7 protein-coding genes and 4 tRNA genes are annotated in these 13,425 nt (G+C 58.8%); 7 read left to right on the top strand and 4 right to left on the bottom strand.

Going from position 1 to position 13,425, the window contains the following annotated elements; translation table 11 throughout:
* Positions 1 to 143 precede the first annotated feature (143 nt).
* The 4 genes from ACTG2W_RS13315 to ACTG2W_RS13300 all read right to left on the bottom strand — a co-directional run bounded on the left by ACTG2W_RS13315 (position 144) and on the right by ACTG2W_RS13300 (position 606).
* Positions 144 to 220 (bottom strand) — tRNA-Pro (locus tag ACTG2W_RS13315).
* A 76-nt stretch (positions 221 to 296) separates the two neighbouring features.
* Positions 297 to 382: transfer RNA gene (locus ACTG2W_RS13310), tRNA-Leu, on the bottom strand.
* A gap of 20 nt (positions 383 to 402) precedes the next feature.
* A tRNA-His gene (locus ACTG2W_RS13305) sits at positions 403 to 478 on the bottom strand.
* A gap of 51 nt (positions 479 to 529) precedes the next feature.
* Positions 530 to 606, bottom strand: a tRNA-Arg gene (locus tag ACTG2W_RS13300).
* A gap of 232 nt (positions 607 to 838) precedes the next feature.
* Here ACTG2W_RS13300 and ACTG2W_RS13295 point away from each other — a divergent pair.
* The 7 genes from ACTG2W_RS13295 to kdpB all read left to right on the top strand — a co-directional run bounded on the left by ACTG2W_RS13295 (position 839) and on the right by kdpB (position 13,372).
* A complete protein-coding gene (locus ACTG2W_RS13295) occupies positions 839 to 1,435 on the top strand; it encodes a TetR/AcrR family transcriptional regulator (RefSeq protein ID WP_106844433.1) in 597 nt (198 codons plus the stop codon).
* Entirely contained in the window at positions 1,432 to 2,565 is a 1,134-nt protein-coding gene (locus ACTG2W_RS13290; protein WP_005355753.1) for an efflux RND transporter periplasmic adaptor subunit, read from the top strand. Before ACTG2W_RS13295 ends, ACTG2W_RS13290 begins: the two co-directional genes overlap by 4 nt.
* A gap of 15 nt (positions 2,566 to 2,580) precedes the next feature.
* Positions 2,581 to 5,661 (top strand): multidrug efflux RND transporter permease subunit, encoded by a 3,081-nt coding sequence (locus ACTG2W_RS13285; protein WP_021230459.1) that lies wholly within the window; start codon positions 2,581 to 2,583, stop codon positions 5,659 to 5,661.
* Between the two features lie 118 nt (positions 5,662 to 5,779).
* Positions 5,780 to 7,747, top strand: a complete 1,968-nt coding sequence (locus ACTG2W_RS13280; protein WP_043820745.1) for an ATP-binding protein — start codon at positions 5,780 to 5,782, stop codon at positions 7,745 to 7,747.
* Positions 7,748 to 7,823: 76 nt separating this feature from the next.
* Complete coding sequence (gene gorA / locus ACTG2W_RS13275; protein WP_106844434.1) at positions 7,824 to 9,173, top strand: glutathione-disulfide reductase; 1,350 nt, start codon at positions 7,824 to 7,826, stop codon at positions 9,171 to 9,173.
* A 464-nt stretch (positions 9,174 to 9,637) separates the two neighbouring features.
* Positions 9,638 to 11,314 carry a potassium-transporting ATPase subunit KdpA gene (gene kdpA, locus ACTG2W_RS13270; protein WP_106844435.1) on the top strand — a complete coding sequence of 559 codons (1,677 nt, stop codon included), beginning with the start codon at positions 9,638 to 9,640 and terminating at the stop codon, positions 11,312 to 11,314.
* Complete coding sequence (gene kdpB / locus ACTG2W_RS13265; RefSeq protein WP_440016261.1) at positions 11,315 to 13,372, top strand: potassium-transporting ATPase subunit KdpB; 2,058 nt, start codon at positions 11,315 to 11,317, stop codon at positions 13,370 to 13,372. It begins immediately after the preceding gene.
* Positions 13,373 to 13,425 lie beyond the last annotated feature (53 nt).

The raw sequence follows: 13,425 nt of genomic DNA, 5'->3' as shown, positions 1-13,425 counted from the left end.
TCAGTGACTCGAGGCTGAAGCATAACCGAAAGGCGGGGCGCGCTGCCCAAATAGAGTGTAAACAGACGTAACAGGGAGAGAGTACTGGCCCAGCGGAGGCCAGAAAGCAAAAAACCCCGCCGAAGACGAGGTTTTTCTAAATGTGGTCGGTGATAAAGGATTCGAACCTTTGACCCTCTGGTCCCAAACCAGATGCGCTACCGGACTGCGCTAATCACCGAGGCTATTTCTTTCAAAATAGTTTACTTCAAAAAAACAAAGAGGACCTGATGGTCATCCTCGTCATACAGCAAGTATGGTGCGAAGAGAGGGACTCGAACCCTCACACCCGGGGGGCACTAACACCTGAAGCTAGCGCGTCTACCAATTCCGCCACCTTCGCGTACCTGACAAGCTGTAAAATGGGGTGGCTGATGGGGCTCGAACCCACGACAACCGGAATCACAATCCGGGACTCTACCAACTGAGCTACAGCCACCACAGCTGTTTTCGTTCCACAACAACGCCCGTTTAACCGACGCACTTTTGATGGTGCGCCCGACAGGATTCGAACCTGTGACCTCTGCCTCCGGAGGGCAGCGCTCTATCCAGCTGAGCTACGGGCGCTACGCTGTCGAACGGGGCGCATTATTAATGATGGTTGCTGGTTTGTCTACACTTTTCTGTCACCGAAACACTGTTCGTTGTTTTTTCAAGCACATTGCGCACTTTTCTTCCACTATTCCCCAGCTGACAGCCGAAAAGGGGCAGATCGCAGTCGCAAATCGCCTTGCTGCCTTGACTTGATTTGATGCCCATCTAGAATGAATGAACGTTCATTCAATCGAAAGTCACACTGATGATTCTGGATAAAAAAGAGAGCATCTTCAACGCGGCCCATGAGGTGCTGGGTGAACGGGGTTTTCATGGTCTGTCGATTGCAGAAGTCGCCAAGAAGGCCAATGTTGCCACCGGCACTATCTATCGTTACTTCGGCGACAAGGATGATCTGATCCGGCAACTGCACCAGCACACTATCTTGCAGTGTGTGCCCATGGTCATGGCCGATGTAGCAATCGATAAAGTTTCATTTCAACAATTTCGCCAATTATGGCTCAATATTCATGCCATTTTTGTTAACGAACCCAACGCTATCCGGTGCAAATTGCAGTACGAGAGCTCTCCGCTAGGGGCAGAATTGGAGACCAATCCTGTCATTCTGGCTGCCTGGGAGCCTCTGGACCGATTTTTTGAACAGGGCGTTGAACAAGGATTGTTTATTGATTTACCGATACGGGCACTCCAGGTGTTGAGTCTGGACAGTGTCATGCATCTGGCCCTGCAGTGCAGGGTGCACAGCATCACGCTGACCGAATCGCAGTTGGAAACCGCGATCCGGGCCAGCTGGAATGCCATTTTATCCCCCAATCTTTCCACCTCAGGAGCCTGTTCATGAAAAAGTGGATGGCCATTATGTTGCTGATAGCGATCGCCTTGTTTGGCAGCGTCATCGGCTTCAATTTGTTCAAACAGAAGATGATTGCCCAGTACATGGCCAACCGGCCGGAACCCGAGTTCCCCGTCACCGCCATGGTGACCAAGGCGCAGGATTGGGTACCGACCATCGAAGCGATCGGCTTCATCGAGCCGAATCAGGGGGTGACCCTCTCCACCGAACTGGCAGGCACCATTGACGCCATCACCTTCGAGTCGGGCAAACCGGTCAAGGCTGACCAGCTGCTGTTGAGCCTGGACTCCACCGTGGAGCGGGCCAATCTGCGTGCCTCCCAGGCCAAACTGCCGGCGGCAAAAGCCAAGTTCGATCGTTTCCAGAACCTCTACAAGACCAGCTCCATCTCCAAAGAGCAGCTGGATGAAGCTGAAGCGGCCTATCGCTCGCTGGAAGCGGATATCGAGAGTCTGAAGGCGACCATTGCCCGTCGTGAAGTGCGAGCACCCTTTAGCGGCGTGGTCGGCCTGCGCAATGTGTTCCTCGGTCAGTATCTGCAGCCGGGCACAGATATCGTGCGCCTGGAGGATACCAGCGTGATGCGCCTGCGCTTCACCGTGCCCCAGACCGATATCTCCAAAATCAAGCTGGGCCAGACCATCAAGATCAATGTGGATGCTTATCCGCAAACCCAGTTTGACGGCCATATCACCGCCATCGAACCTGCGGTCAACTTCCAGAGCGGCCTGATCCAGGTACAGGCAGACATTCCGAACAACGACGGCCAGCTCCGTTCCGGTATGTTCGCTCGCGCCAGCATCATTCTGCCGACGGTGAAAGATCAGATTGTGATCCCGCAGACCGCTATCTCCTTCACCCTTTACGGTCAGAACGTCTACGTGCTCAAAGAGGGCGAAGAGACCGACAAAGAGGGTAACAAGGTGAAAGTGCTGCGAGCCAAGCAGGTTGTGGTCAAGGCGGGTGAGCGCCGTGGCAACGATGTGCATGTGCTCTCCGGCATCCAGGCCGGTGACCAGATCGTACTGTCGGGTCAGGTTCGCCTGAGCAACGACACCAAGGTGCATGTGGTCGAGAACGATGCCCTGGCCGTTCCGGCACAAACCCCGATGCTGTAAGCGCGGAGATCTGCGATGCGATTTACTGACATATTTATAAAACGGCCTGTGCTGGCGATCTCGCTCAGCTTCCTGATCGCCTTGCTGGGCTTTCAGGCCATCTTCAAGATGCAGGTACGGGAATACCCCGAGGTGACCAACACGGTGATCACCGTCAGCACTGGCTACTATGGCGCCAGTTCTGATCTGATCCAGGGGTTCATCACCCAGCCGCTGGAACAGGCGGTCGCGCAAGCCGACAACATCGACTTCATGACCTCCTCCAGCCAGCTGGGCAGCTCCACCATCACTGCGTACATGAAGCTCAACACCGACCCCAACGCCGCGCTGTCCGACATCCTGGCGAAGGTGAACTCGGTGCGCTCCCAGCTGCCGAAAGAGGCGGAAGACCCGTCGGTCACCTCCTCCACCGGTTCAACCACGGCGGTGCTCTACCTCGGTTTTACCAGCCCGGAGCTCAACTCCAGCCAGATCACCGACTATCTGGAGCGGGTTATCAAACCGCAGCTCTTTACTGTCGGCGGGGTCTCCAAGGTTGACCTCTACGGCGGTGTCGAGTTTGCCCTGCGGGTATGGCTGGATCCGGCCAAGATGGCGGCCTTCAACCTGACTGCCAGTGACGTGATGACGGTGCTCAACAGCAACAACTATCAGTCCGCGACAGGTCAGGCGACCGGTTACTTCACCCTGTTCAACGGCAACGCCGAGACCCAGGTCAAGGATGTCGACGAGCTGAAGCGTCTGGTCGTAGCTACCCGTGACGGCAAGGTGATCCGCCTTTCCGACATTGCCAAGGTGACCCTCGAGAAGAGCCACGACATCTATCGCGCCAGCGCCAACGGCCGCGAAGCCGTGGTCATGGCGGTCAACGCCGCGCCGACAGCCAACCCCATCAACATCGCCCGCGATGTGCTGGCGTTGCTGCCGAGCCTTGAGCGCAATATGCCGAGCACCATGCGTCTCAACGTGATGTATGACTCCACCGTGGCGATCAACGAGTCCATCCACGAGGTTATCAAGACCATCCTGGAGGCAGCCGCCATCGTTCTGGTGGTCATCACCCTGTTCCTCGGTTCGTTCCGCGCGGTCATCATCCCGATCATCACCATTCCGCTCAGTCTTATCGGCGTGGTGATGATGATGGATATGTTCGGCTTCTCGATAAACCTGATGACCCTGCTGGCGATGGTGCTGGCGATCGGTCTGGTGGTGGATGACGCCATCGTGGTGCTGGAGAACGTCGACCGTCATATCAAGGAGGGGGAAGAACCCTTCCGGGCAGCCATTATCGGTACCCGTGAAATTGCGGTGCCGGTTATCGCCATGACGGTTACTCTGGCGGCGGTATACGCCCCTATCGCCCTGATGGGGGGCATCACCGGCTCCCTGTTCAAGGAGTTTGCCCTGACGCTAGCCGGTGCCGTGTTCGTCTCGGGCATCATCGCCCTGACTCTGTCACCGATGATGTGTTCCAAGATGCTCAAGGCCAACGAGCAACCGGGCAAGTTCGAGAGCACAGTCCATCACCTGCTGGAGCGGATGACCGATCGCTACGACAGCATGCTGCACGCCGTGATGAAAAAGCGCCCCGTCATCGTGGTGTTCGCCGTCATCGTCTTCGCCAGCCTGCCGCTGCTGTTCAAGTTCATCCCGAGCGAACTGGCACCGTCAGAGGACAAGGGGGTAATGGCCGTGCTGGGTACCGCACCGTCCAACGCCAACCTGGACTACATCGAAAACACCATGGCGGATGTGAACAAGATCCTGGACGATCAGCCCGAGATCGCCTTCTCCCAGGTCTTCTCGGGGGTGTTCAACGCCAACCAGGCGTTCGGTATCGCCTCCATGGTGCCCTGGAGTCAACGTGAAGCGAGCCAGAAAGAGGTGCTGGATCGGGTCGCCAATCTGGTGAAAGACATCCCGGGTATGGCCATCACCACCTTCCAGTTCCCGGAACTGCCGGGTGCATCGAGTGGTCTGCCGATCCAGTTCGTCATCACCACCCCGAACAGCTTCGAAAGCCTGTTCCTGGTGGCCGGGGAAATTCTGGCAGCGGCGCAGAGTAACGGTCAGTTCGTCTATTCGGATCTCGATCTGAACTACGACTCCGCCACCATGAAGATCCGCATCGACAAGGACAAGGCGGGTGCCTACGGCATCACCATGCAGGATATCGGAATCACCATGGGCACCATGATGGCGGACGGTTACGTCAACCGTATCGATCTGGATGGCCGCTCCTACGAGGTGATCCCGCAGGTCGAGCGCAAGTACCGTCTCAATCCGGAGTCAATCAAGGGCTATTACGTGCGGGCAGCAGACGGCAAGTCGATCCCGCTCGGCAGCCTGATCAGCATTGAAGTGGTTGGCGAGCCCCGCGCCCTGCCCCACTTCAACCAGCTGAACTCCGCCACCATCGGCGCCGTTCCGGCTCCGGGCGTGGCCATGGGTGATGCGATCAACTGGTTCCAGACCACCGCCGACGAGAAGCTGCCGCAAGGCTATCGTTACGACTTCATGGGTGAAGCCCGTCAGTTCGTCACCGAAGGCAATGCGCTCTATGCCACCTTCGCGCTGGCACTGGCCATCATCTTCCTGGTGCTGGCAATCCAGTTCGAGTCGGTGCGTGACCCGCTGGTCATCATGGTCTCTGTACCGCTCGCCATCAGCGGGGCCTTGATTGCCCTGGCATGGGGTATGGCGACCATGAACATCTACTCCCAGGTGGGCCTCATCACCCTGGTGGGTCTGATTACCAAGCACGGTATCCTGATCTGTGAAGTAGCGAAGGAAGAGCAGCTGCTGCGCGGCATGAACCGGATGGAGGCCGTGATGCAGGCCGCCAAGGTGCGTCTGCGTCCGATCCTGATGACCACAGCCGCCATGATTGCCGGTCTGATCCCGCTGCTCTACGCCGCAGGCGCCGGTGCGGCACAGCGTTTCAGTATCGGTATCGTCATCGTGGCAGGTCTTGCCATCGGTACCCTGTTCACCCTGTTCGTGCTGCCGGTGATATACACCTATCTGGCTTCCGAGCACAAACCCTTGCCGGTATTCGATGAAACCATTCCGCCCAAAGCAAACGGCGGACATTAATCATCAATCACATGCAAAGGCCCCGATACGGGGCCTTTTTTATGCTTCGCAGGAAAGACGACATAAGTGCATGAAGCAGTTAAACTAAAAAACACCACATCCAGACCGCAAGGACGCCATGTCAGGACTCTTCACCAAGACCGCCAGGGCCGTAGGCCGCAACGGACTCTCATATCGCCTGCTCTCCTACATTCTGGTCTGCAGTACCGTATTGGCGATGATCATTACGGCGCTGCAACTCGCCTGGGATTACCGCAAGGATGTCGCCGTCATCGAAGACAGTATCGGCCAGATCGAGGCCTCGTTCCTGCAACCCATCGCTGCCAGCTTGTGGAACCTGGATGAAGAGCAGGTCAAAGTGCAAATTGAAGGGATCATGAACCTGCCCAACATGCAGTTCGTGATGGTCAAGGAGATGCTCGGCAACTCCGAAGTCCCGCTGCTGACCCAGGGGGTCGAGCGGGAAAGCTATGATATCTCCCGAGAATTCAACCTCACCTATCAGGGGGAGATTGTCGGCAAGCTGTTCGTTGCCGCCTCTCTCGAGCAGATCTACCAGCGCCTCATCGAAAAATCGGTGCTGATCATGGTCAGCCAGACCATCAAGACCCTGGTAGTCTCATTTTGCATCCTGATCATCATTTACTATCTGGTGGTCAGGCACATCAACCGCATCGCCAACTACGCCCAGAAGTTCAACCTCGATCGGCTCGACATGGCGCTGGAGCTGGAAGGCCGCCCGCAGCCACGCAAGAAACCCGATGAGCTGGATACCCTGGTCTCCACCCTCAACCAGATGCGTACCAGACTGCGTGACGAGCTGGTTGCCCGCCATCAGGCGGTCGAACAACTGCAAAAGGAACGGGACTTCTCCGCCACCCTGATCAACTCCGCCAACATGGTTATCTGCTGCATGGAACCGGATTTGACCATCGCCAGCATCAACCCGGCAGCCATACTGCTGACCGGCTACCACCAGCAGGAGCTGTTGCAGCACAACTGGCTGGATCTCTTTGTCAGCCCGGCACAACGGGAAGAGCTGAACGATATTCTGGCGGCGGAAGGTTCACTGGCCGACAAAGAGGTCATCATGCATGACCAGCAGGCCCATGAGCTGGTACTGCAATGGACCTTCGTCCCCTTCTACGATGGCCCCAACCTCAAATACCAGATCGGCTTCGGCTACGACATCACCCAGCTGAAAAAGGTCGAGCGGGAGATAATCCAGCTCAACGAGCAGCTGGAGGGCAAGGTGGTGGAGCGTACCCGCAGCCTGAGCGAAGCCAACAACCAGCTGGGCAAGGCGTACGACGACCTGAAACAGGCCCAGCAGACCCTTGTGGAGTCCGAGAAGATGGCCTCCCTCGGCTCGCTGGTAGCCGGGGTGGCACACGAGATCAACACTCCGATCGGCATCAGCGTGACCGCCTCCTCCTACCTGCAAGAGCGGGTCGCCGACTTCAAGTCCCATATCGACTCTAAGCAGCTGTCGCGCTCCTATCTCAACGAGTTCACCGTCAACCTCGACGAATCGATGCAGCTGCTGCAGAGCAACCTGCGGCGCGCCTCCGAGCTGATTGCCAGCTTCAAACAGGTGGCTGTCGACCAGTCATCGGAAGCACGCTACAACTTCAGCCTCGCCGACAACCTCCATCAGGTGGTGGTCTCGCTTGGCCACAAACTGAAGAAGAGCCAGTGCGAAGTGGATATCCAGTGCGATCCCAAGCTGTCAATCTTCTCCTTCCCGGGCAGTTTTACCCAGATCTACTCGAACCTGATCCTCAACTCCATCAACCACGGGTTCGACAGCTGGGACAAACCGAAGAAGATCACCATCAAGGTGGAACAGCAGGGAGAGGAGCTGTTTATCGACTATTCGGACAACGGCCGCGGCATCCCGCCCGAAATCTTGCCGCGCATCTTCGATCCCTTCGTCACCTCCAAGCGGGGTCAGGGTGGCAGCGGCCTGGGCACCCACATCATCTACAACCTGGTGGTGCAACTGCTGAAAGGCCGTATCAGCTGTGCCAGCGAACCTGGCCAGGGCGCCCAGTTCCATATTCGCCTGCCGATCCAACATAACTGAGCGCTGGCTCTTGTGAGCCAGCCGCTTTATCCCCATCATGCTGTGATTGCATTCTTAATGAGCGGAGAACCTCGCAATGGCACAGCATTTTGACTATATCGCCATCGGCGGCGGCAGCGGCGGCATCGCCTCTGCCAACCGGGCTGCCATGTACGGTAAGAAAGTTGCCCTGATTGAAGCCAAAGAGTTGGGTGGAACCTGCGTCAACGTAGGCTGCGTACCGAAGAAGGCCATGTGGTATGCAGGCCAGATCGCCGATGCCCTGAAATATGGCGCCGACTACGGCTTTGACACCACCCTCAACCACTTCAACTGGGCCAAGCTGGTCGAGTCCCGCCAGGCCTACATCGGCCGCATTCACCAGTCCTATCAGAACGTGCTGGGCAAGAACCAGATCACCGTCATCAAGGGCTTCGCCCGCTTCGTCAGCAGCAACACCATCGAGGTTAATGGCGAGCACTACACGGCCGATCACATTCTGATCGCTACCGGTGGCCGCCCGGAAATTCCGGCTATCCCGGGTGCCGAGCTGGGTATCGACTCCGACGGTTTCTTCGAATTGCAGGCACAACCGAAGCGGGTTGCCGTAGTGGGTGCTGGCTACATCGCAGTCGAGATCGCCGGGGTGATGCAGGCGCTCGGCTCAGAGACCCATCTGGTGGTGCGCAAGCACGCGCCGCTGCGCAACTTCGACCCCATGATCCACGAGACTCTGGTCGAAATCATGGCGCAGGAAGGGCCCAAGCTGCACACCCACGCCATTCCCAAAGCCGTGCTCAAGAACGCTGACAACAGCCTTACCCTGCAACTGGAAGATGGTCGCCACCTCACCGTCGACTGCCTGATCTGGGCCATCGGCCGAGTACCGGCTACCGACAACCTCAATCTGGCCGCCGCAGGCATCGCGCTGGACGAGAAGGGCTTTATCCCGACCGACAAGTTCCAGAACACTTCCGTCGCCAACATCTATGCAGTGGGTGACAACACGGGTCGCATCCAGCTCACCCCGGTGGCCGTCGCTGCGGGCCGTCGCCTCTCCGAGCGGCTGTTCAACAACAAGCCGAACGAACACCTCAACTACGATCTGGTGCCGACCGTGGTGTTCAGTCACCCGCCCATCGGCACCATCGGCATGACCGAACCTGAAGCTATCGCCGAATACGGCGAGGACCAGGTGAAGGTCTACCGCAGCCAGTTCACCGCCATGTACTCTGCACTGACTCAGCATCGCCAGCCCACCCGGATGAAGCTGGTCTGTGTCGGCCCGGAAGAGAAGGTGGTCGGTCTGCACGGTATCGGCTTTGCGATGGACGAGATCCTGCAAGGCTTCGGCGTCGCCATGAAGATGGGAGCCACCAAGGCGGATTTCGACAACTGCGTTGCTATCCATCCGACCAGCGCGGAAGAGTTCGTCACTATGCGTTAAGGGCAGATGAAGTTGGCCTGTCACGAGCAGCCGGCATCTACAGCCATATAACCCCTTCACCCAAACCCGGCTCAGGCCGGGTTTTTTTGATCCCTCCTCGCTATTTCTCTCGCAAATCAGTCGTTCTTTACGCCGATTTTACGCCTGCCACATGGCGCTTTATGGCGCCTTTACGCCTGTTTTACATACCCTTTTCAGCGTCAATGACACCAACAGAGTCGATATGGTCTTACATCGGCTCTCGCAGCTAATTATCTCAATGGAGTCGATATGAATTGGCTATATCTGCTGCTCGTCCTCGCCTTGATGACCTATCTGATGCGCGCACTCACGCGCAGTCACGAGTGAGGGACTACCTATATGCAGCAAGAAATTATCTACCCGGTGGCCAGCAAACTGCCGAGCCTCGTGGGCAATCCAATGCGTGCCCTGACGCACCGTGACCACGAGTGAGGAACTAGAACATGTGGCAAGAAATAATCTATCCGGTGGCCTTCGTGCTGCTGGTTCTGCTGCCGGCACCGCTGCTGGGCAACTACATCTACCGGGTATTTGAAGGCAAAATCCGCTGGCTGGCACCGGTCGAGCGCGCCACGCTGGCTTGCTGTGGCACCGATGGACGGGAGCAGGACTGGAAGTCCTACGCCCTCAGCCTGCTGGCCTTCAACGGCGCCGGTTTCGGTCTACTGTTCCTGATCCTGATGGCGCAGGGGTTGCTGCCCCTCAACCCGCAACAACTGCCGGGTCTGAGCTGGCAACTGGCATTCAACACCGCGGTCAGCTTTATGACCAACACCAACTGGCAAGCCTATTCCGGTGAGGCCAGCCTCTCCTACTTCAGCCAGATGGTGGGCCTGACCACCCAGAACTTCGTCTCCGCAGGGACGGGCGCCGCCGTCGCCATTGCCCTGTTCCGCGGTATCGCCCGCCAGCAGACCATCAACCTTGGCAACTTCTGGCAGGATCTGGTGCGTTTCTGCCTCTATGTGCTGCTGCCCATCGCGCTGATCATGGCGCTGGTGCTGGTATGGCAAGGGGTGCCGCAAAGCCTGTCAGCCTATCTGCCGTTCCACGGTGTGGAAGGTCAGGAGCAGCTGCTGCCCCTCGGCCCGGCGGCCTCGCAGATCGCCATCAAGCAGCTTGGCTCCAACGGCGGCGGCTTCTTCGGCATCAACTCGGCACATCCGTTCGAGAACCCGACAGCCCTCTCCAACTGGCTGGAGATGGTCGCCCTGCTCACCATCGCCGCCGCCATGGTCTTTACTCTGGGCCGCTATGTGAAAGACATGGCCCACAGCCGCGCTATCGTCATTGCCATGACCATCATGCTGGCACTGGGACTCTTCGTTTCCATCACTCAGGAGATGAAACTGGATCCGGCCCTGACTCATCTTGCCAGCGAAGCGGGCAACTGGGAGGGTAAGGAGAGCCGCTTCGGCCCGGTGCTCTCCAGTATCTGGGAAGTGGCGACCACCGCAGCCTCCAACGGCTCAGTTAACTCAATGCACGACAGCTTCGCCCCTCTCTCCGGCATGGTCGCGATGATCAACATGCTGCTGGGTGAGGTGGTCTTCGGCGGCGTGGGCGCCGGCATCTACGGCATGATGCTGTTTGTGCTGCTCACCGTCTTCCTGTGCGGTCTGATGGTGGGTCGTACCCCGACCTATCTGGGCAAGCGCCTCGGTATCACCGAGATGAAGTGGGTCGTCGCCAGCATGCTGGTGATGCCGGTGGGGGTTTTGGTGATCGGCGGCGTCACTCTGCTGATGCCGGATGCGGCCACTATCATAGGCCACGATGGCCCGCACGGCCTGTCACGCCTCATCTATGCCTACGCCTCGGCTGCCGGTAACAACGGCTCAGCCTTCGCCGGCTTTGCTGCCGGTGACAACTGGCAGTGCGTTGCCATCGGTCTGGCCATGCTGCTCGGTCGCTTCGGCTACATCATCCCCATCATGGCCATCGCCGGCCAGCTCGCCCGCGCTCCGCGTCAGGAGATAAGCGAGGGGGATTTCCCGATCCGCGGCCCGCTCTTCATTACCCTGCTGATCATCACCGTATTGCTGATTGGCGGCCTCTCCTTCCTGCCGGTGCTGGCACTGGGCCCCGTGGCAGAACATCTGATGCTGGGAGCTTTCTAAATGAGCAAGTCCACTTCAATGAGTCCCGACACCATGCTGGTGAAGGGCAAAAAACAGCAATCGCAGATCCTGCAGGCCATGGTTGAAGCCATCTACCGCTTCAATCCCAAGGCGCTGTTTGGCAGCCCCATCCTGTTCACCCTCTGGCTGGCAGCAGTCATGGCGACGGTGGAGTCACTGCTGGGGCAGCCGTTCTCCGGCGTCGCCCCCTCGCTTGCCTGGCAGCTGACAGCCTGGCTCTGGCTCACCCTCTGGTTTGCCAACTTCGCCGAAACCCTGGCCGAAGGTCGCGGCAAGGCGCGGGCCGACAGCCTCAAGGCTGGCATGAGCCAGCTCAAGGCCCGTCGGGTGGCTAATGCAAAAGATGGTCAGGGCGAATGGGTCCCCGCCACCAGCCTGATGAAGGGTGATCTGGTGCTGGTACGCAGCGGCGAGATGATCCCGGCCGACGGCGAGGTAATCGCCGGTATCGCCTCGGTCAACGAGGCCGCCATCACCGGCGAATCCGCCCCCGTCATCCGCGAATCGGGTACCGATCGCAGCGGTGTAACCGGCAATACCACCGTCGTTTCAGACGAGATCTGGGTACGCGTCAGCAACAATCCGGGCGAAAGCACGCTGGATCGCATGATTGCACTGGTGGAAGGGGCCAAGCGCCAGAAAACGCCCAACGAGATGGCGCTGGATGCCCTGCTGGTCGGGCTGACCCTCATCTTCCTGCTGGTGGTCGCCACCCTGCCCTGGTTCCTCGACTACAACGGCACTCAGGTCCCGCGCCTCTACCTGATCGCGCTCTTTATCACCCTGATCCCGACCACCATCGGCGGCCTGCTCTCCGCCATCGGCATTGCCGGTATGGATCGACTGGTGAAACTGAACGTGATTGCCAAATCGGGCCGGGCCGTCGAAGCGGCCGGTGACGTGCGCACCCTGCTGCTGGACAAGACCGGCACCATCACCTTCGGCAACCGGATGGCTGACGAACTGATCCCGGCACCCGGCGTTGACCCGGCCCTGCTGGCACAAGCGGCCATGCTGGCCTCGCTGGGTGACAACACTCCCGAGGGTAAATCTATCCTGACTCTGGCGGGCAAGAGCCACACCAAACCGAGCCAACTGGACGATGACAAGGTGATCCCCTTCAGTGCCGAGACCCGTCTGAGCGGACTGGATCGCAACGGTCACCAATATCGCAAGGGGGCTGTCGATGCGGTGCTGAACTACCTCTCCCTCGACCGCAAAGCGGTACCGGAGCTGGTGCTCAAGTGTGTCGACAACATCGCCCGTCAGGGTGGTACACCGCTGCTGGTCTGTACCCATGAACAGCTGCTGGGGGTGGTCTATCTCAAGGACATCATCAAGCCCGGCATCAAGGCCCGCTTCCAAATCCTGCGCCACATGGGGATCCGTACCGTGATGATCACCGGTGACAACCCGAAAACGGCCGCCGCCATCGCTGCCGAAGCAGGGGTGGATGACTTCATCGCCGAAGCGACGCCGGAGAAGAAGCTCGCCTATATCCGGCAGGAGCAGGCCGATGGCCGTCTGGTCGCCATGTGCGGTGACGGTGCCAACGACGCACCGGCACTGGCACAGGCTGATGTGGGTCTGGCCATGAACGAGGGTACCCAGGCCGCCAAGGAGGCGGGCAATCTGGTGGATCTCGACTCCAACCCCACCAAGCTGCTGGATGTGGTGCTGGTCGGCAAACAGCTGCTGGTGACCCGTGGCGCCCTGACCACCTTCTCCATCGCCAACGACGTGGCCAAGTACTTTGCCATCCTGCCGGCCCTGTTCATCGCCGCCTACCCGCAACTGGGGGTACTGAACCTGATGCAGCTGGGCAGCCCGCAGAGCGCCATCCTGTCGGCCATCATCTTCAACGCCCTGATCATCGTAGCGCTGGTACCGCTGGCCCTGCGCGGTGTCGACCTGAAGGGGTCGGCCGCCAGCCTGCTGCGCCGCAACCTGCTGATCTACGGTGTCGGCGGCCTGCTGGTGCCATTTATCGGCATCAAGCTGATCGACCTGGTCATTACCGGCCTGGGTCTGGTGTAACGACATAACCGGGATGCGGGTCAGCCCGCATCCACACAACGAATTCGGAGCAT

This window comes from Aeromonas sp. 96A, assembly GCF_051919165.1.
Taxonomy (GTDB): domain Bacteria; phylum Pseudomonadota; class Gammaproteobacteria; order Enterobacterales; family Aeromonadaceae; genus Aeromonas; species Aeromonas veronii.
This window is presented reverse-complemented; position numbering and strand designations above follow the sequence as displayed.